The 17,661-nt window shown below is 59.3% G+C and carries 19 protein-coding genes; 8 read left to right on the forward strand and 11 right to left on the reverse strand.

The features are described from left to right. Positions 1-134: 134 nt before the first annotated feature. Both JS46_RS13110 and JS46_RS13115 read right to left on the reverse strand, forming a co-directional pair. Positions 135-1,229: an ABC transporter substrate-binding protein gene (locus JS46_RS13110; RefSeq protein ID WP_033751881.1), complete on the reverse strand. Its 1,095-nt coding sequence runs from the start codon at positions 1,227-1,229 to the stop codon at positions 135-137. A 108-nt stretch (positions 1,230-1,337) separates the two neighbouring features. Next, positions 1,338-2,633 carry an HAAAP family serine/threonine permease gene (locus JS46_RS13115; RefSeq protein ID WP_033751882.1) on the reverse strand — a complete coding sequence of 432 codons (1,296 nt, stop codon included), beginning with the start codon at positions 2,631-2,633 and terminating at the stop codon, positions 1,338-1,340. A 365-nt stretch (positions 2,634-2,998) separates the two neighbouring features. Between JS46_RS13115 and JS46_RS13120 the strand changes: the two genes are divergently transcribed. Beyond that, on the forward strand, positions 2,999-4,141 hold the full coding sequence (locus JS46_RS13120) for an AI-2E family transporter (RefSeq protein WP_033751883.1): 1,143 nt from the start codon (positions 2,999-3,001) through the stop codon (positions 4,139-4,141). A gap of 131 nt (positions 4,142-4,272) precedes the next feature. On the opposite strand, the gene JS46_RS13125 is transcribed toward JS46_RS13120, so the two are convergent. Next, positions 4,273-4,839 (reverse strand): UPF0149 family protein, encoded by a 567-nt coding sequence (locus JS46_RS13125; protein ID WP_051905617.1) that lies wholly within the window; start codon positions 4,837-4,839, stop codon positions 4,273-4,275. A 420-nt stretch (positions 4,840-5,259) separates the two neighbouring features. Between JS46_RS13125 and JS46_RS13130 the strand changes: the two genes are divergently transcribed. Further along, positions 5,260-6,570 (forward strand): MFS transporter, encoded by a 1,311-nt coding sequence (locus JS46_RS13130; protein WP_033751884.1) that lies wholly within the window; start codon positions 5,260-5,262, stop codon positions 6,568-6,570. A 10-nt stretch (positions 6,571-6,580) separates the two neighbouring features. Further along, on the forward strand, positions 6,581-7,387 hold the full coding sequence (locus JS46_RS13135) for an extracellular solute-binding protein (protein ID WP_033751887.1): 807 nt from the start codon (positions 6,581-6,583) through the stop codon (positions 7,385-7,387). Here the strand turns inward: JS46_RS13135 and JS46_RS13140 are convergent. The 7 genes from JS46_RS13140 to JS46_RS13170 all read right to left on the reverse strand — a co-directional run bounded on the left by JS46_RS13140 (position 7,344) and on the right by JS46_RS13170 (position 12,432). After that, entirely contained in the window at positions 7,344-8,261 is a 918-nt protein-coding gene (locus tag JS46_RS13140) for a LysR family transcriptional regulator (protein ID WP_033751958.1), read from the reverse strand. The genes JS46_RS13135 and JS46_RS13140 overlap by 44 nt on opposite strands. A 98-nt stretch (positions 8,262-8,359) precedes the next feature. After that, positions 8,360-8,632, reverse strand: coding sequence for a hypothetical protein (locus tag JS46_RS13145; protein WP_033751889.1), 273 nt, complete (start codon positions 8,630-8,632; stop codon positions 8,360-8,362). A gap of 112 nt (positions 8,633-8,744) precedes the next feature. Beyond that, entirely contained in the window at positions 8,745-9,890 is a 1,146-nt protein-coding gene (gene norW / locus JS46_RS13150; RefSeq protein WP_033751891.1) for an NADH:flavorubredoxin reductase NorW, read from the reverse strand. A 4-nt stretch (positions 9,891-9,894) separates the two neighbouring features. After that, a complete protein-coding gene (gene norV, locus JS46_RS13155) occupies positions 9,895-11,361 on the reverse strand; it encodes an anaerobic nitric oxide reductase flavorubredoxin (protein ID WP_033751894.1) in 1,467 nt (488 codons plus the stop codon). A gap of 206 nt (positions 11,362-11,567) precedes the next feature. Next, entirely contained in the window at positions 11,568-11,924 is a 357-nt protein-coding gene (locus tag JS46_RS13160) for a DUF1971 domain-containing protein (protein ID WP_033751895.1), read from the reverse strand. A 12-nt stretch (positions 11,925-11,936) separates the two neighbouring features. Beyond that, on the reverse strand, positions 11,937-12,170 hold the full coding sequence (locus JS46_RS13165) for a DUF2526 family protein (protein ID WP_033751961.1): 234 nt from the start codon (positions 12,168-12,170) through the stop codon (positions 11,937-11,939). A gap of 4 nt (positions 12,171-12,174) precedes the next feature. Continuing rightward, positions 12,175-12,432 (reverse strand): hypothetical protein, encoded by a 258-nt coding sequence (locus JS46_RS13170; RefSeq protein ID WP_033751897.1) that lies wholly within the window; start codon positions 12,430-12,432, stop codon positions 12,175-12,177. A 151-nt stretch (positions 12,433-12,583) separates the two neighbouring features. Between JS46_RS13170 and norR the strand changes: the two genes are divergently transcribed. Further along, positions 12,584-14,116 (forward strand): nitric oxide reductase transcriptional regulator NorR, encoded by a 1,533-nt coding sequence (gene norR / locus JS46_RS13175; RefSeq protein ID WP_033751899.1) that lies wholly within the window; start codon positions 12,584-12,586, stop codon positions 14,114-14,116. Between the two features lie 25 nt (positions 14,117-14,141). On the opposite strand, the gene JS46_RS13180 is transcribed toward norR, so the two are convergent. After that, positions 14,142-15,551 carry an amidase gene (locus JS46_RS13180; protein ID WP_033751901.1) on the reverse strand — a complete coding sequence of 470 codons (1,410 nt, stop codon included), beginning with the start codon at positions 15,549-15,551 and terminating at the stop codon, positions 14,142-14,144. Between the two features lie 113 nt (positions 15,552-15,664). Here JS46_RS13180 and JS46_RS13185 point away from each other — a divergent pair, with 113 nt between their 5' ends. The 4 genes from JS46_RS13185 to JS46_RS23420 all read left to right on the forward strand — a co-directional run. Continuing rightward, positions 15,665-16,228, forward strand: a complete 564-nt coding sequence (locus JS46_RS13185) for a TetR/AcrR family transcriptional regulator (protein WP_033751904.1) — start codon at positions 15,665-15,667, stop codon at positions 16,226-16,228. Positions 16,229-16,308: 80 nt separating this feature from the next. Next, positions 16,309-16,932: a pyridoxamine 5'-phosphate oxidase family protein gene (locus tag JS46_RS13190; RefSeq protein ID WP_033751905.1), complete on the forward strand. Its 624-nt coding sequence runs from the start codon at positions 16,309-16,311 to the stop codon at positions 16,930-16,932. Positions 16,933-17,155: 223 nt separating this feature from the next. Beyond that, the gene (locus tag JS46_RS13195) at positions 17,156-17,365 is read left to right on the forward strand and encodes a DUF1471 domain-containing protein (RefSeq protein ID WP_033751909.1); all 210 of its coding nucleotides are present in this window, start codon (positions 17,156-17,158) and stop codon (positions 17,363-17,365) included. Positions 17,366-17,393: 28 nt separating this feature from the next. Next, on the forward strand, positions 17,394-17,661 hold a 268-nt coding region (locus JS46_RS23420), incomplete at its 3' end, for an IS1-like element transposase (protein WP_001407255.1).

Raw genomic sequence — 17,661 nt, forward strand, 5'->3', positions numbered from 1 at the left:
GGGCAGAGCCCAAACGGCAGCGATCGACCGCATAACGCCCGTTAAGACTGGCTGCGGTTTATTTAAGAGTAGCGAAAGATAGAGCGACGGGAAGGTAAATTAACCGCGCGTTTTGTCAACGCGCGGTCGGCGGTTCAGGGCGCGCTTAGGGTCACCGGCGCATCTGGCAGACGGGTAAAGTGGGTCACGATGTAGTGGAAATCGGCCGTGGGATCGAGCTGTGCAAACGTCTGCGGATAGAGATCTTTCGCCAGAATCTCCATGCCGATGATGTTGTAAGGATGGTTATAGAAGTGGTGATAAACCCCATAAACGCGGCCATTCTCGACCGGCGCGATCTGCTTCAGGCCGCTGCGATTCAGCAGGCCGCTAAAGGTCGCTGAAACCTCTTCCGGCGTCGTGTTATAGCCAAACGGCAGCACCCCAGGATTAGGACGCTTCGAGCCGGTCATAATATAAACGTCCGGCTTCATGGCGATAATCTTCTCCAGCGAGACAAAGCCGGCGTTGCCCGGCAGCAGCGCAGAGCCGATATTCTTACCGCCCACCGCCTCCACCAGCCCGCCCCAGCCGTTATGGCCGTGAGTGAAACAGCAGTTGTCGCTGTTGCCAGCAATCGGCTCGATAAACACCGTCGGCTTCTGCGGCACTTTTGCGATGGCCGCGTCGAGCTGCTGTAAGCGCTGCTGATAAAAGGCGGTATAGTCGGCCGCCTCTTTCTCGCGGTTAAGCACCTTGCCGAGCAGCGTCACGCTGCGCGCGGTGTTCTCTTTCGGGTGCAGCTCATAGTCGATAAACAGCACCGGAATATTGAGCCCTTTCAGCGTATCCAGCACGCCTGACTGCTGCAGCGCCGATTTCGCGCGCAGCTGGGCGATCATCAGGTCCGGCTTCTGCGCCAGCACGCTTTCGAGATTGACCTGCCCCTGATCGTTGAAGCCCATATCAACAATGTTGCTCGCCTGCGGCCAGCGCTGCTTCAGCAGATCCCAGGTCTGGGTATCCTGCTTTTTCGGCAGGTTATTCCAGGCTACCACGCGCCTGAAGGGATTGTCGCGGTCGAGCAGCGCCAGCGCCAGCACGTCGCGGCCATCCTGCAGGATCACATGCTGCGGCTCATGATCGAGCCGAATGGCGTTGCCGTCGAGATCGGTGATCTGCAGCGGATAAGTGGTGGCGCCGCACGCTGCCGACGTCAGCAGTCCGGCCAGCAGAAGTCCCTTTTTCATCGCTTACTACCTCAGTAACTAATAATTATTCTCAACAAAGCTAGCATGTTGCGGGACGGGAAAGCTAAACCGCCGCTAAACGGCCCGCGCGTAGCGGGCGCCTTCTCGTTAGCTGAGCAGGGAGTAGAAGATGGCGGAGATCGCCACCAGTCCAATCAGCACCACGAACAGATTGCTGAGATGCCCGCTGTATTTGCGCATTGCGGGAACGTGGCGGATGGCGTACATCGGCATCAGGAACAGGATTATCGCGATCACCGGCCCGCCGAGGGTTTCGATCATATCGAGAATGCTCGGATTCCAGCTCGCCACCAGCCAGGTGCTGAGCAGCATAAACAGCGCCGTCGCCTGGTTCAGCTTCGCAGGCGCCAGGCTTTTGCCGCGGCTGTGCAGCATTTTATTGACCAGACCGTTGAAGCCTTCGCGCGCGCCGAGATAGTGGCCGAGAAAGGATTTGGTAATGGCGACGATGGCGATCAGCGGGCCGAGCCAGGCGATCACCGGGACGTTAAAGTGATTAGCGAGATAGGAGAGAATCGAGATGTTCTGCGCCTTCGCCGCGGCGAGATCCTGCGGCGACAGGCTGAGCACGCAGCTAAAGACGAAAAACATCACCGTCGCCACCATCAGCAGATGGGAACAGGCGAGAATGCGCGAGCACCTGGGCTCCGCGCCTTCGCCATACTCCGCGCGCTTCGCCACGGCGAACGAGGAGATGATTGGCGAATGGTTAAAAGAGAAGACCATCACCGGGATCGCCAGCCACAGCGTCATCGCGATGCCTTTGCCGCCGCCGCTGTGGTGCAGCGACAGGGTCTGCAGCGCCGCGCCGTGCCAGTGTGGGATCAGATAAATCGCCAACAGCATCAGTACCGCGACAAAGGGAAAGACCAGAATGCTCATCGCCCTGACGATCATCTGTTCGCCGAAGCGCACTACCGTCATCAGGCCGATAATCAGTATCAGCGACAGCAGCACGCGCGGCGGCGACACCAGCCCTAACTGATGTTCGATAAAGCTCTCTACCGTATTGGTGATCGCCACGCTGTACATCAGCAGAATGGGAAAGATGGCGAAGAAGTAGAGCAGCGTAATGATTTTGCCCGCGCCGGCGCCGAAGTGCTCTTCCACCACGTCCGTAATATCTTCTCCCGCGTTTTTACCAGAGAGCACAAAGCGGGTCAGCGCGCGGTGGGAGTAGAAAGTCAGAGGAAAGGCGAGGATCGCCATAATGATCAGCGGCAGCAGCCCGCCGACGCCCGCGTTGATCGGCAAAAAGAGTACCCCTGCGCCGATTGCGGTGCCGTAAAGCCCCAGCATCCAGGTGGTATCGGTTTTGCGCCAGCCGCGTTCGGCGGGCGCCTCTGCGGCTGCGGTCAGCGCGCCGGTTTGCGTGGTTTTCATCTGCCTGTCCTGTCTTCATAACCTCAACGCCGTCGACGGTGAGTGGGCATCGACGGCCACATTACCGCGCCGCCCTGCTCTGCCGCTTTGCGGCAGCACGGCGATTTGCGGCAAAAAAACGTCTCTCCACGGCGGGAGTAAACGATTGCGCAGGATTTTTACACACCTTAACGACAGGCTTCAACCGCGATGCGCTAATCGTGCATATTTAGGTCGAATATCCGTTAACGCGGCGATGCGCCCGCGTTGTCGCGCGCGCTCCGCCGCGCTGAATTTAAATTTTTAAACGAAACCACAGATTGGCATTACAAAGCGCGCCGGGCGTTCTATAGTTCACCCGCAACACTTAACCCTGAGGTTTATGCATGCGTGTTAAAGGACTAAATATCGGTTTCTTCATCGTGATTCTGGCGATAGTGACCGTTGCGTTTTTCGATGTACTGGCGCCCTACTTTTCACCCATTCTCTGGGCGGCCATTCTGGCGGTGATCTTCGCCCCGCTGAAGACCTGGCTGCGGCACAAAATGGGCGATCGCAACGGTCTGGCGTCGCTGGTAACGCTGCTGATTATCTGCCTGATCGTGTTTACGCCGCTGGCGATTATCGCCTCTTCGCTGGTGGTGGAGGTTAACGCCGTCTATCTCAAGCTGCAGAGCAATTCGGCGCAGTTTCCGACGGTATTCGCCGATCTGCTGCATCACCTGCCCGGCTGGCTACGCAACTTCCTCTCTGAGCATCAGATGAATAACGCGGCGCAGATCCAGCAGAAGCTGTCGACCTTCGCGCTGAAGGGCGGCCAGTATATGGCGGGCAGCGTTTTCCTGATCGGCAAAGGCACCTTCACCTTTACCGTCGGCTTCGGCGTGATGCTCTATCTGCTCTTCTTCCTGCTGAAAGACGGCTCCTATCTGGTGCATCTGATTCTGGAGGCGCTGCCGCTTTCGACCTACGTGAAGCATCACCTGTTTATGAAGTTTGCCGCCGTTTCACGCGCCACGGTCAAAGGCACGGTGGTGGTCGGCATCGTGCAGGGGATTCTGGGCGGGCTGGCGTTCTGGTTTGTGGATATCGACGGCAGCCTGCTGTGGGGCGCGCTGATGGCGTTCCTGTCGCTGATCCCCGCCGTGGGCTCGGCGATTATCTGGGTGCCTGCGGCGATCTTCTTCTTCGCAACCGGCGCGCTGTGGAAGGGGCTGTTCCTGGTCGGTTTCTTTGTGGTGATCGTCGGACTGGTGGACAATATTTTGCGTCCGCTGCTGGTGGGCAAAGATACCAAAATGCCTGATTACCTGATCCTGATCGCCACCTTAGGCGGCATGGAGATTTACGGCATTAACGGCTTTGTGATTGGTCCGCTGATCGCCGCGCTGTTTATCGCCTGCTGGAACCTGCTGTCGGGCAAGGATAATCGCGACAACGTCGAAGAGATTGACGAAGAGTTTATCGAGGAAGGGAAAAAGCTGTCGGACGAGGCCGCTCTCGGGAATGACGCGGGTAGTGGTGCGTAAACGGCATCCCTGCCGACGCGGCCTGCGCAAACAGGCACCTCATCTCTGAGGTGCGGCAGTTGCCGGGCCAACGCACCTTTTACAGGCTCTGGGAGCCGTCTGTGTGGGACGCACTCAGGCGGCTCTGGCGCTTAGTGAATCGCGTCGGTTTTGCCATGCCAGTAGTTATAGAGACGCAGCGCCGCAGGCTGTATCGCGTCAGTGCTCTGCAGGTAGGCGATCTCATCCATACCGTCGAGTTTCTCGACCTCATCGATATCGCCATGCAGCGCAATCGCCTGCAGAGACGGCTGTAGCTCGGCGGGCAGCTCCGGCCATTCCGCCAGCGCCACGCCGGTCATATAGCCAAAGCACCACTCTTCCACCACCAGCAGTTCGCGTCCGTCCATTTCACGATAGCCGAACAGCGGCTCAAACTGCTCCGGATAGAGGCTGAGGCGCTCGGCGATATCGTTCATCATTCGCGCCGCCAGAGTATTGAAATGCTGCTCATCCGCAGGATCAGCCCAGTCAGGCGCGCTTTCGCCCCAGATAACCGGCTTCATCGCATCGAGCGCCAGCGGCGACGGACTGGAGAGCGCCGCGGTGAAAAGACCGTCCAGCTCGCTGATATCGATCAAGCCGTCTTCGCTGTCGTGCTCCATCAACACATCTTCCATCCACTCGATTTCGTCTGCGTTCAGTGGGCCTGTAGCCATGGTAATTCCTCTTGTGGTGTGTCGAAGGGGTGGGCGGCGCGCGCTGGCAGGCAGCCCTGTGGAAAGTCGGGTGAGAGAACCTTGTCTCAGCAGGGAATCTATTTCGCTGCGGATAGTGTGCCTGAGAGCAGGCGCGAAGCCAACCAAAGAGACCGGCGGCGAGCGGATGTCGTACCGCGCCGGTATGAAGCCGGTCACGAAATTGATAAGGCAAAAAGGAGTCGTCAGAGACGGCGAGCGACCGCTCAGGCGCGCTATCGCCAGTCGCTGCCGGAGGTCGCTCTCAGCAGGCCGAAAACTCATGCGCCGCACGCATTAATCGATACGCAAAATGCACTTATTAACGCCGCCTTCCTGTTCCAGTCTTGAGTCACAACAAAGTAATGAATCATTAACATTACGTAAACGCTGGAGCATTTAATGGAAACATCCTATGCATCAATCAACACGGTTCGCGCCCGGGCAGGCGCGATCTTTCGCGTCACCTCGGGAAACTTTCTCGAGCAGTTCGACTTTTTCCTGTTCGGCTTTTACGCCACCTATATCGCCCATACCTTCTTTCCGGCGAGCAGCGAATTCGCCTCGCTGATGATGACCTTCGCCGTTTTCGGCGCCGGCTTCCTGATGCGCCCCATCGGCGCGGTGGTGCTGGGCGCCTATATCGATAAAGTGGGCAGACGCAAAGGGCTTATCGTCACGCTCTCGATTATGGCGACGGGCACCTTTCTGATCGTGTTGATTCCTTCCTATGCGGCGATCGGCTACTGGGCGCCGCTGATTGTGCTGATGGGACGGCTGCTACAGGGCTTTTCCGCCGGCGCCGAGCTGGGCGGCGTCTCGGTTTATCTCTCTGAAATCGCCACACCGGGCAAAAAAGGCTTCTATACCAGCTGGCAATCCGGCAGCCAGCAGGTCGCTATTATGGTGGCGGCGGCGATGGGATTCGCCCTCAACGCTCTGATGGAGGAGAGCGCGATTCGCGACTGGGGATGGCGCATTCCTTTCCTGTTCGGCTGCCTGATCGTGCCGTTTATTTTCTTCCTGCGCCGCAACCTCGAGGAGACGGCGGAATTCAGCGCCCGCCGTCAGCATCCTGAAATGCGCCAGGTCTTTAGCACGCTGCTCGGCAACTGGAAAACCGTAATGGCGGGCATGCTGATGGTGGCGATGACCACCACCGCCTTCTATCTGATCACCGTTTATGCCCCCACCTTCGGCAAAAAAGTGTTGATGCTCAGCGCATCGGACAGCCTGCTGGTGACTCTGCTGGTGGCGGTATCAAACTTCATCTGGCTGCCGATTGGCGGGGCGATCTCAGATCGCTACGGGCGTAAACCGGTGCTGATCGCCATGGCGCTGATCGCCATCGCGACCTCCTATCCTGCCCTTAAATATCTGGCGGCCGATCCGAACTTCTACTCGATGCTGGGCGTGCTGCTGTGGCTCTCGTTTATTTACGGGCTCTATAACGGCGCCATGATCCCGGCGTTAACGGAGATCATGCCGGTCTCGGTCCGGGTCGCGGGCTTCTCGCTGGCCTATAGCCTGGCCACCGCGCTGTTCGGCGGCTTTACGCCCGCCATCTCCACCGCGCTAATTGAAGTGACCGGCGACAAAGCCGCGCCTGGTTTATGGATGAGCTTCGCCGCCGCGTGCGCGCTGCTGGCGACCCTGTTTCTCTATAAGCAAGAGGCGGTTCATCATCACGCCGCTAAAAAAACGTTCGGTTAAGGAAAAAAAGATGAAACGATGGTTACCCCGCCTGCTGCTTATCGCGCCGCTGTTTATCCTGAGCTGGGATGCGTCGGCAAAAGAGATTACGGTAATGATCTCCGGCGGCTTCAAGGCCGCCTGGGAAAAGCTCAGTCCCGCTTTCGCCGCTGAAAAAGGCTATACCGTCAAGACGGTGCCGGGGCCGTCGATGGGGCAGTCGCCGGAGGCGATTCCCAACCGGTTAGCCGCGGGCGAAAAAGCGGACGTCATTATTATGGTCGGCTATGCGCTGGATAAGCTCGATAAAGAGGGACGCCTGCTGCCCGGCACGCGCACCGAGCTCGCCGACTCAAAAATCGGCGCAGTGGTGAAAAAAGGCGCCGCCGTGCCCGATATCACGACGGCGAACGCGCTCAGGGCTACCTTGCTGAAGGCGCACTCGGTCGCCTATTCCGACAGCGCCAGCGGGAAATATGTCGAGACGACGCTGTTTAACAAACTGGGCATCGCTGAGCAGCTAAAGCCTAAGGCGACGATGGTTGAGAAAACCCCTGTGGCGCAAAGCGTCGCCAGCGGCCGCTACGAGATCGGTTTCCAGCAGGTCAGCGAACTGCTGCCGGTGGCCGGGGTGACCTTTATCGGCAAGCTGCCGGAGGATATGCAGTATGTCACCCGCTTCGCCGGCGCGGTCTCCAGCCACTCAGCCCAGTCGGAAGAGGCGAAAGCCCTGCTGGCGTATCTCTCCTCTCCCGGGGTGCAGCAGCAGATTCAGGCAACCGGTCTCGATTCCGTTAGCGGTCGTTCGCCTGCCCCTCAGACGCGTTTATCGCAATAATCATCGCCTCCAGCTCACCGGCAAGATGCGGCAGCTCTTGACCGGTGCGCTTCACGATGCCGACCGTGCGGCGTACCGTCGGCTCATTCAGCGGAATGGTGGCTAAAAACGGGTGGCCCGCCTTCGGCATCGCCATCCCCGGCACCGCGGCGATCCCCAGCCCGGCCTCCACCATGCCCAGCAGCGTCGTAACGTGACGCGTTTCGCAAACGCTCGGCTTTTCCGGCACGATGCCCGTCAGTGCCTGATCGAGCAGGTTGCGGTTGCCTGAGGTTTTATCCAGCCAGACATAGGGCCAGCTATAAAATTCCCGCCAGCCCAGGCTCTTCCTGCCGGCGAGCGGATGGTCGCGCGGGCAGACGGCGACATAGGCCTCATCCACCAGCGGCAGAAATCTGACATCCGGCTGCGGCGCGCCGGTAAAGCTCAGGCCGAAATCGGCCTGTCCTGAGATGACCGCGTCGTAGACGTCGCCGGCGCTGGAATCGATCAGCTTAATACGTACGCGCGGGTAGTGAAGCTGAAACTGCGCGATGACTTTGGGCATAAAATAGTAGGCGGCCGACGGCACGCAGGCGACCGTCACCAGGCCCGTTCGGTGCGGATTGACATCCCCGACGTCGGCGATGGCGCTCTCTAGATCTTTCAGGATCTGCTGCGCGCGCGGCGCGAAACTGCGGCCCGCCATGGTCAGGCTAACGCGCCGCGTGGTTCTTTCGAACAGCCTGACGCCAAGCGACGTCTCTAACTTATCGATGCGTCGGCTCAGCGCCGGTTGAGAAAGATGAATCGCCTCTGCGGCGGCTTTAAAGCTTCTGAATGTCACCAGAGCCTGAAAAGCGTAGAGATCGTTAAGGTCGACGTTTAACGTCATCGGCTTCATATCGCAGTGGGTTCCAGGTTGACGGCGGTAAGCGCCTTATTCTACAGAGATACGCCGCCGTTGCGGGCATCTTTGCTACAGCGCCGGAGCTATCCCGCTACTTTAATTCCCTCAGCAGGCTGCCAGGCGTTCCACATCCGCCAAAAAACGTCGGCGACCACCTCTTTAAGGTTTTCCGGCTGAAACTGGACGCTGCTGCAGGCGGGGCCGAGCACGGCCTCGATGCGCGCCTCGCACTCGCCGGTGCCGAGATTCAGCACGAAGCCATCGCAGTGCTGGCTTAGCCAGATTATTCTGCCGCAGGTGCAGGATGAAGGATTATGCAGGGTGACTGCCGTTGAGGTTTCTGTGGTGTTCATCATTGAGCCTATTAAGCGAATAGAGGCCGCGTTGCAGGCCGGTTATCTGCCGGCCTGGCGGCAATGGCTGCCTTGCCGGCAGCCGGTAACAGCGCGTGGCGCGATCGTTCAGCGGCTAAGCGGCGTCCGCCAGCTTAATTTCCTTCAGCAGGCTGAACGCCATTTTCATGTGATCTTCACTGACGACAAACGCCCTGAAGACGCCGCGCTCGTCATAGCCTTTGGCGACGAGGCCGGTCGCTGAAAACGACATTTGCCACTGATAAGCGGGATTCGCCGGATCGCCTGCCAGGTGGAGCGGCATATCGGGCGTTTTCACCTTGATCAGCATGGCGGGCAGCGTCAGCTTCGCGCCGCCGCCGGTGAGATTGCGGCCCAGCGTCATCGCCGCCAGCATGGCTGGCTGGAGATAGGGCATCAGCCTGCCCTGAATTTCCGCACAGTCGCCCAGCGCGTAGATATCGGGCGCGGAGGTGGCGAGCGCGTCGTCGACCACAATGCCGCGCCGCACCTCGATGCCCGCCTTCTGCGCCAGATCGAGATCGGGACGCAGGCCGATGGCGCACACCACGGCGTCGAAGCGCCCTCGCTCGCCGTTGCTGAAGCGCGCTTCCAGCGCGTCGCCGTCGCGCGCCAGCTCGACAAGTTCGGTCTGGAACCGGAACTGAACGCCGCTGCGCACCAGATGATGCTGCAAGCGGCCGCCGATCTCAGGCGGCAGCAGCGCGGAAAGCAGGGATGCACTGCGGTCGATAAGCGTCACCTGCTTGCCGGCGCGGGTAAAATCCATCGTTAGCTCAGTGCCGATCAGGCCGCCGCCGATCATCAGCACCCGCTCCGCGTTAATCAGATCCGCTTCGCACTGCCGGAACTCTTGCTGGCTGTTCAGGGTATAGATGAGTTCCCTGCCCTTCACGGCGGGCACCATGGCGCCGGCGCCGGTGGCGAGAACCAGCCTGCCGTAGGGAAAATCTCCGGCGCTGGTCTGCACCAGGCGCGCCGCGCGATCGATGCCGCTGACGCGGGTAAAGGGATGCAGCATGATGTTCTGACTTTCCGCCCACTGCGCGGCCGTCTGGCGGGTTAACGCCTCGGCGCGATAGCCCATGCTGAAGACATGGCTGAGCTCGGGCTTGTTGTATTCATCGCAGCTGTCGGCGGCGATAATGCGAACCGGCACGCTTTTATCCTGCTGCCGGATAAATTTCACCAGCTGCCGCGCGGCGAAGCCGGAGCCGATAATAACGATATCTGCTGACACAGGTTTAGCCCTCATAAGGATCGAACACGGATTTGCCCAGCGCGCAGCCGGGGCATAAGAAATCGTCCGGCACCTCCTCCCACGGCGTGCCAGGCGCGACCTCCTGACCGGGTTCGCCCTCTGCCGGGTCGTAAACCCACTGGCATACGGTACAAATCATTTTCTGACCGCTCGCGCTGTCCGCTTCCGCCGTGCCGCAGCCGCTGCTTTCGGGCGCGGCGGCGGCGATCGCGGCGGCGGCGCTGTCGACGGCAGCCGCGGCCGTGGGGATCGGCGAGAGCGCCCAGGCGCGCGCGATGCTGCGGCCGTGTTCGCGACACGCTTCCAGCGCGGAGAGGTCGGGACGCCATTTGGTTTTCAGGGCGATGGTCATATCGAAACCGGCATCCTGCAGCCGGGTCGCCACGCGGTCGACGGCGCCGCCCGTCCAGCCATAGGAGCCGAACGCGGAGGCGCGTTTATTGCGGAACTTCAGCCCGGTGATCTCTTCCAGCATGCCCGCCACCTTCGGCATCATCACGTTGTTCATGGTGGAGGAGCCGACCAGAATGCCTTTGGAGCGGAAGCAGGAGGTGATGATCTCATTTTTGTCATGGGTCGAGACGTTGTAGACCTTCACGGCGACGCGCGGATCGGTCTCGCGAATGCCCTGCGCGATGGCGTCCGCCATCATGCGGGTATTGTTCGACATGGCGTCATAAAAGATGGTGATGCGATCTTCCTGGTAATCGGCGGCCCACTTCAGGTAGAGCTCGACAATCTGCGCCGGGTTATCGCGCCACACTACGCCGTGAGAGGTGGCGATCATGCTGAGCGGCAGATTGAAGCCGAGGATCTCGGTGATCTTCGCCGTCACGAGGCGCGCAAAAGGGGTCAGGATATTGGAGAAGTAGCGCTGGCACTGGTCGAACAGCTCGTGCTGATCAACTTCATCGTTAAACAGATGCTCATCGCAGTAGTGCTGCCCGAAGGCGTCGTTGCTGAACAGCACCGCGTCTTCCGTCATATAGGTCATCATGCTGTCTGGCCAGTGCAGCATCGGCGTTTCCACGAAGATCAGCTTTTTGCCGTTACCGATATCGAGCGAGTCGCCTGTTTTCACCACGTTGAAGTTCCATTCGGGATGGTGGTGATGACCGTTAATCGACTCCACGCCGTTGGCGGTACAGTAGATCGGCGTGCCGGGGATCAGCGCCAGCAGCTCAGCCAGGGCGCCGGCGTGATCTTCCTCCGCATGGTTGATCACGATGGCGTCGATCTGTTTCAGATCGATCTCTTCGCTGAGGTTTTTGACGAAATCGCTGCGGAACTTGAGATCCACGGTATCGATTAAAACGTTCTTTCCTTCACGGATTAGGTAGCTGTTGTAGCTGGTGCCGCGCTGCATTTTGTACTCTTTGCCGTGAAAATGCTCTACTTCCCAGTCCCGTTTGCCGACCCAAAAAATATTGTTTTTGACGTGAATGTTCATCAGATGCCCTGTTAGCTTAAGGTGGATTCCCTTACTGCTTTGCATCTGACATGCCAGTTTTTATCTTATTGATTTATATGCATATTAATTTAATACGCTGTTTAAAAGACAATAAGAAAGCGTGTTTTATTCACATGCCATTGTCTTAAACACAATGTGGCAGAGACAAAAAAGCCCGCCGAAGCGGGCCAGGGTCATAACGCTGGCTAGCGCGCAGGAATATGCACCTCGCGCGCAAACCCTTCGCCCTCAAGAGCGATATCGGGGTCGGCGAAAAAATCGATATTAAAGCAGGTGTCCTCGGTCAACAGTTCGATGCGATGCCAGTACTGCGGCGGACTAATGCCAAACTGACCGGCGTTGATGGTTAGCGTCATCTCGGGTTCCGCCTCGTTTTCGCCGGCGAAGCCGAAATAGTTCACCGCGCCACGCATCACCGAGAGCCGGCCATAGACCCCTTTTTTGGTGTTGTGATGGGTTAACAGCGCGTTGGGCACGCTCTCTCTTTTCCAGAAAGGCGTGGAGCGGGTATGAACAAAATGTTCAGGAATGGTGTGAGCCATGGTGGGCCTCCTCTAGCTGATGATGCCGCCGCGCGTCAGCCATTCCCGGCGCTGCTCGGCGAGCTCGTGTTTCTCGGTGCTGTGCTTAAAAACCGCAACGCGCAGGCGCTGCTGCTGGGCAAAGCGCTCTTCGCGCGTCAGCCGGCTATCCTCACTGAGTTCGCACAGCAGTTCGTTCATCTCGCGAATCACGTTGTTGGCGATGGCGGCGTCGACCGCGGTAATCACTTCGTCCAGATGCGTCATGGTTTCACCCGACATAAGTATTAAGCTGCTGTAGCAGGAGCGAACCGGCGATCAGCAGCGACAACGGCGTATAGGGAATATCTAAGTCTACCCAGGCTTTGCGTCCGTCATATTCGGTTTCGAAATGAAGCCGGTCCGGCGAGGCCTGATAGTAAGTAAAATCGGGTCCGCGGCGGCCGCCGAACGCCGCCCAGCGCAGGGCGTTGGCAGCGGCTTTGATCTGTTTTGCGCTGAGCGCTTTTAACGTTGCGTGGCTGGACATCGGTTTGCTCCTTAGCGTTATTCACTACGCTAATAAGGCATATTCCGTGCCATTTCTTAAGCTATTGATTCTGGTCAAAAGAGAAAACAAGCATTGTATTTATAACAAGCCTTTCTATTGTTATTAAGACACTCCCTGTACAGGTGACTACATGGCTCTCTCAGTCGACACCCTGGCGGCGCTCGCCGTAGATATTCAAAACGGCGTGCGCGAGCGCGACCGTTTTATGCAGATGGTGAAAGGCATCCACCAGGCGTTGAACTGCGACGCGACCGCCCTGCTGCGCTATGAAAACCAGCAGTTCAGGCCGCTGGCCACCGCCGGGCTGGCGCCTGACGTGATGGGCCGCCGCTTTAGTCTTGATGCGCATCCACGACTGGAGGCGATCGCGCGCGCGGGCGACGTGGTGCGCTTTCCCGCAGATAACGATCTGCCCGATCCCTACGACGGCTTGATCCCCGAACAGGGCGAACTGCATGTGCACGCCTGCGTCGGCATGCCGCTGTTTGCGGGCCAGACCCTGATCGGCGCCCTTACTCTGGACGGCATGGACGCGCACCAGTTCGATGATTATAGCGACGAGGAGCTGCGCGTGCTGGCCAGCCTGACCGCCGGCGCGCTGAACAACGCCCTGCTGGTGGAGCAGCTCGAGCAGCCCGCCTCCTCGTTTATCCCGCCGCACAGGCGGCCGGAAGAGCGCGAGGAGATGCAGATCGTCGGCCAATCCGCGCCGCTCACCCATCTGAAAAAAGAGATCGCCGTGGTCGCCCCTTCTGACCTGAGCGTTCTGATTATGGGCGAGACCGGCACCGGCAAGGAGCTGGTCGCTCAGGCGGTGCATCGCCTCTCCCATCGCGCCACCCAGCCCCTGATCTACCTCAACTGCGCCGCGCTGCCGGAAACCGTGGCGGAAAGCGAGCTGTTCGGCCACGTCAAAGGCGCATTTACCGGCGCGATTCACGACAGGCCAGGCAAGTTCGAGCTGGCAGATAAAGGCACGCTGTTTCTCGATGAGATTGGCGAACTGCCGCTCTCGCTGCAGGCCAAACTGCTACGCGTGCTGCAGTATGGCGATCTGCAGCGCGTGGGCGAAGATAAAGCCCTGACTGTCGATGTACGCATTATCGCGGCGACCAATATGGATATGCGCAAAGCGGTCACGGAGGGAAAATTCCGCGCGGATCTTTATCACCGACTCAGCGTCTTCCCGCTGTTCGTGCCGTCGCTGCAGGAGCGGCGCGACGATATCGTGCTGCTTGCCGGCTATTTCTGTGAAAAGTGCCGAATAAAGTTCGGCCTGAGCACTATCGCCCTCAGCCCGGCCGCCCGCGCCCTGCTCGAAACGGCGAGCTGGCCGGGAAACGTGCGCGAGCTGGAGCATGCCATCTATCGCGCGGTGATTATCGCGCAGGCGGAGTCACGCAGCGGCGAAATCGTGTTGCTGCCTCAGCACTTCAGCCTGGAAGGCGAAACCCCGGCGGACGCAGCGGCAGGCAGCGTGCCGACCGCGCCGCTGACCTCGCTGCCGATAAGAAGCCTGGCGGAGGCGACGCGGCAGTTTCAGTATGAGTACATTCGCTATGTCTACGAAAACAGCGGCAAAGTCTGGGCCAAAACCGCGCGCCAGCTGGAGATCGATCCCGGCAACCTGCACCGTCTGGCCCGCAAGCTCGGCCTGAAATAACAGGCCGCAACGGCGCCGTTCGCCGTTACAGCGCGGGATGCGCGCCTTTCATCGGGCTGACGGCCTCCAGCAGCGAGGCGATATGCAGAATTGCGGCCTCGTCGTGCCATTTGCCGACAATCTGTACGCTAATCGGCAGCCCTTCGCGACTGGGGCCAAAAGGCAGCGCGACGCCGGGCAGCCCCGTCACGTTAAGCGGCACGGTCGCGCCCTGAAGCCAGGTCGCATCCACGCTCTGACCCTCAATGATAAAGCGATCGACGCCGTGCTTATGGGCCGGGATCGGCAGCACCTGGGTGATCAGTGCGTCGTAGCGCGAAAAGTAGTCGGCGAAGCCATCTTTTAGCCGTTCTGCCGCCTGCTCGGCCTCAATAAACTCGGCCATCGAGGAATCAGGCAGCGAAAGCATGGTTTTTGCCATTTTATAGATCTCATCTGGTCGACGCCCTGCGGTAGCGGCTGCAAAGGCCGGCTTCATCTCCATAACGTGGATGCGGTTGAAAATATCCAGCGCAACGTCCCGCTCCAGCGCCGGAATGCCCACCTGCTCAACGGCTATCCCCATACTGCTCAACGCCTGCGCCGCCGCCCTGACCACGGCCGCCACCTCGCCATCGATCGGGCCAAAACCGGGGCCGGTCATCCAGCCGATGCGCAGCGGTCGGCTGACGTTAAACCGCAGTCCATCAGAAAGGCGCGGCGCGCTGCTGGAAAAGGCGTCCTGCCCGTCCGGGCCTGAGAGCTGTGAAAAGGCGAGCGCCAGATCGCGCACCGAGCGGGCCATTGGGCCGACGTGCCAGAAGCGGCGCGGCGCGCGCGGCCAGATGCCGGTCATCGGCACGCTGCCGTGGGTGGCCTTCATGGAGGCAATGCCGGTCTGCGCAGCCGGGCCGCGAACCGAAATAGCCAGATCGGTGCCCAGTCCCAGCGGCGACATCCCCGCCGCGATGGCGGCCGACTCGCCGCCGCTGGAGCCGCCCGGCGTACGGCTTAAATCCCAGGGGTTGTTTGTCCGGCCCGAAAGCAGGTTGTCGCTTTCAATCCAGTATGAGAACTCAGGCAGATTGGTTTTCGCCAGCAGAATGCCGCCGGCAGCCTTGATACGCGCCACGCTGGTGGCATCTTCGGTCGGCAGCCGATTTTTAAAAATGGGCGATCCGCGCTGGGTCATCACGCCAGCGGTGTCGATCGAGTCCTTGACGGTAAAAGGCACGCCGTGCAGCGGGCCGAGCGGTTCGCCCGCCATCACGGCGGCTTCTGCCGCGCGGGCGGCCTCCAGCGCGCCAGCGGCGACAGTGACGATCGCGTTGACCTGCGGGTTAGTCTCTTCAATACGATCAAGATGGGCCTGCATCACCTCAACAGGCGAGATGTCGCGGCGGCGGATCAGTTCGGCAAGGCGGGTAGCGTCGGAAAAAAAGATCTCTTTGCTCATGATTAATTACCTATCTAACGTTTGGTAGGTTTTAAGTTAGCGGTTTAATCCTCTTCTTGTCAACACCTACCTAACACATGTTAGAATATTCATTAACTGACAGGAGAACGAGTATGAGCAAAACCTCTAAAGACGCCCTTCTTCACGCGGCGCGCCTGAGCGCGCAGGCGCATGGCTATAGTGGCCTGAATATCCGCAGCCTGGCGAGCGAGGTCGGCATTAAGGCGGCAAGCATTTATCACCACTTTCCCAGCAAGGCGGAGTTGGGCGCGGCCGTTGCCAGACGCTACTGGGAAGAGACGGCGGCCGATCTGGACGCGCTGCGCGAAAGCGAGCCGGATGCGATCAGTCGTCTGCGGCGCTACCCCGAGATCTTTCGCCGCTCGCTAGAGCGCGACAACCGCATCTGCATGGCGAGCTTTATGGCGGCGGAGTATGACGATCTGCCGGAGCAGGTAAAAGAGGAGGTGAAGATCTTCGCCGAGGTCAATATCGCCTGGCTCGCCGCTCAGCTTGAGGAAGCGGGCATCGCCAGCGACGAAGAGCGCAACAGTCGGGCGCAGGCGATTTATGCGGCTATCGCGGGCGCCCAGCTGATGGCGCGCGGCCGGTCGGATATCGCGCTGTTCGACAGCCTGGTGAAGAGCTACGCTCAGGCCGGGCTGTTGCCGGCGTAGCCTCGACAGCCGGTGCGTCGCCGGGCGTGCTGCTGTATAAAAGAGTAAGGCGCATTCCTGCATACTGAGGCGGTGACGTAATGACGGATGAAAAGAGAAACATTACCTGCGAAGAGGAACTGGAACGAATCTATGGCGCGGTCGCCAGACCCTCGCTGACCAAGGAGATCGACCATATCCATCCCGCCTACCGCCCTTTTATCGAGGCGGCGCCCTTTGCGGCCCTCGCGACCTCGGGACCGGGCGGGCTTGACGTCTCGCCGCGAGGCGATCCGGCAGGCTTCATCGTTATCGAAGATGCGAAGACGCTGTTGCTGCCTGACCGACGCGGCAATAACCGCATCGATAGCCTGCGCAATATTCTACACGATAATCGCGTGGCGCTGCTTTTTTTGCTACCCGGCATCGGCGAAACGCTGCGGGTGAACGGAACCGCGGAGATCTGCAACGATCCCGATCTCCTTACCCGCTTTGCCGTCAACAATCAGCTGCCGAAAACGGTGCTGCGCATTAGGGTGGAGAGCGTCTTTTTTCAGTGCAGCCGGGCGATTATCCGCTCAAAACTCTGGGATCCCGCCGCGCAGATCGCGCGTGACAGGCTGCCCAGTCCGGGAGCAATTCTGCATCAGCTTTCGCAGGCGGAAATAGACGGCGATGCCTATGACCAGGCGCTGCCGGAGCGCTTAAAGAACACCCTTTACTGAACAGCCTGCTCTCAAGCCCTGATGCGATCGGGGCTCTCTCCCTCCTTGCCGCACATCGCCCTGCCTGCCTGGTGTTAACAGAAAAGGCGCGCCGTTTAATCATTCATATTTTTTGATTAAGTAAAGCAATTATGTCAGCTTTTAAATTATCACCGTCAGGCGAACTATCACTCCATCGAGGCAAACCGCCTCACAAACTGAAAAACTCATTAAGGAACTGACCATGAAAACCATCAAAAATTTCGTCGCTGTTATCGCACTTTCGCTGATCTCTTTCGGCAGCTTCGCGCAGACCATTACCGCTTCAGCTTCTACCCTGGACGCGGCGGAAGCGCAGATCGCCGCCCAGGCGCATCAGGCGGGCGCCTCCTATAAAATTACCGGCGCGCGCTTTAATAACGGCGCCGGTGATGCTGCCAACTTACTGATTTAGTGTATGATGGTGTTTTTGAGGTGCTCCAGTGGCTTCTGTTTCTATCAGCTGTCCCTCCTGTTCAGCTACTGACGGGGTGGTGCGTAACGGCAAAAGCACTGCCGGACATCAGCGCTATCTCTGCTCTCACTGCCGTAAAACATGGCAACTGCAGTTCACTTACACCGCTTCTCAACCCGGTACGCACCAGAAAATCATTGATATGGCCATGAATGGCGTTGGATGCCGGGCAACTGCCCGCATTATGGGCGTTGGCCTCAACACGATTTTACGTCACTTAAAAAACTCAGGCCGCA

Origin of the sequence: Pantoea sp. NGS-ED-1003 (assembly GCF_000738765.1) — a bacterium.
GTDB lineage: Bacteria > Pseudomonadota > Gammaproteobacteria > Enterobacterales > Enterobacteriaceae > Pantoea > Pantoea septica.

Excerpts from the sequence above, each read along its gene's own strand:
- JS46_RS13110 (WP_033751881.1), bottom strand. The coding sequence starts at position 1,229 with ATGAAAAAGGGACTTCTGCTGGCCGGACTGCTGACGTCGGCAGCGTGC.
- JS46_RS13185 (WP_033751904.1), top strand. The coding sequence starts at position 15,665 with ATGAGCAAAACCTCTAAAGACGCCCTTCTTCACGCGGCGCGCCTGAGC.
- JS46_RS13190 (WP_033751905.1), top strand. The coding sequence starts at position 16,309 with ATGACGGATGAAAAGAGAAACATTACCTGCGAAGAGGAACTGGAACGA.
- JS46_RS13120 (WP_033751883.1), top strand. The coding sequence starts at position 2,999 with ATGCGTGTTAAAGGACTAAATATCGGTTTCTTCATCGTGATTCTGGCG.
- norR (WP_033751899.1), top strand. The coding sequence starts at position 12,584 with ATGGCTCTCTCAGTCGACACCCTGGCGGCGCTCGCCGTAGATATTCAA.
- JS46_RS13125 (WP_051905617.1), bottom strand. The coding sequence starts at position 4,839 with ATGGCTACAGGCCCACTGAACGCAGACGAAATCGAGTGGATGGAAGAT.
- JS46_RS13145 (WP_033751889.1), bottom strand. The coding sequence starts at position 8,632 with ATGATGAACACCACAGAAACCTCAACGGCAGTCACCCTGCATAATCCT.
- JS46_RS13160 (WP_033751895.1), bottom strand. The coding sequence starts at position 11,924 with ATGGCTCACACCATTCCTGAACATTTTGTTCATACCCGCTCCACGCCT.
- JS46_RS13195 (WP_033751909.1), top strand. The coding sequence starts at position 17,156 with ATGAAAACCATCAAAAATTTCGTCGCTGTTATCGCACTTTCGCTGATC.
- JS46_RS13170 (WP_033751897.1), bottom strand. The coding sequence starts at position 12,432 with ATGTCCAGCCACGCAACGTTAAAAGCGCTCAGCGCAAAACAGATCAAA.
- JS46_RS13115 (WP_033751882.1), bottom strand. The coding sequence starts at position 2,633 with ATGAAAACCACGCAAACCGGCGCGCTGACCGCAGCCGCAGAGGCGCCC.
- JS46_RS13165 (WP_033751961.1), bottom strand. The coding sequence starts at position 12,170 with ATGACGCATCTGGACGAAGTGATTACCGCGGTCGACGCCGCCATCGCC.
- JS46_RS13140 (WP_033751958.1), bottom strand. The coding sequence starts at position 8,261 with ATGACGTTAAACGTCGACCTTAACGATCTCTACGCTTTTCAGGCTCTG.
- norV (WP_033751894.1), bottom strand. The coding sequence starts at position 11,361 with ATGAACATTCACGTCAAAAACAATATTTTTTGGGTCGGCAAACGGGAC.
- JS46_RS13180 (WP_033751901.1), bottom strand. The coding sequence starts at position 15,551 with ATGAGCAAAGAGATCTTTTTTTCCGACGCTACCCGCCTTGCCGAACTG.
- JS46_RS13130 (WP_033751884.1), top strand. The coding sequence starts at position 5,260 with ATGGAAACATCCTATGCATCAATCAACACGGTTCGCGCCCGGGCAGGC.
- JS46_RS13135 (WP_033751887.1), top strand. The coding sequence starts at position 6,581 with ATGAAACGATGGTTACCCCGCCTGCTGCTTATCGCGCCGCTGTTTATC.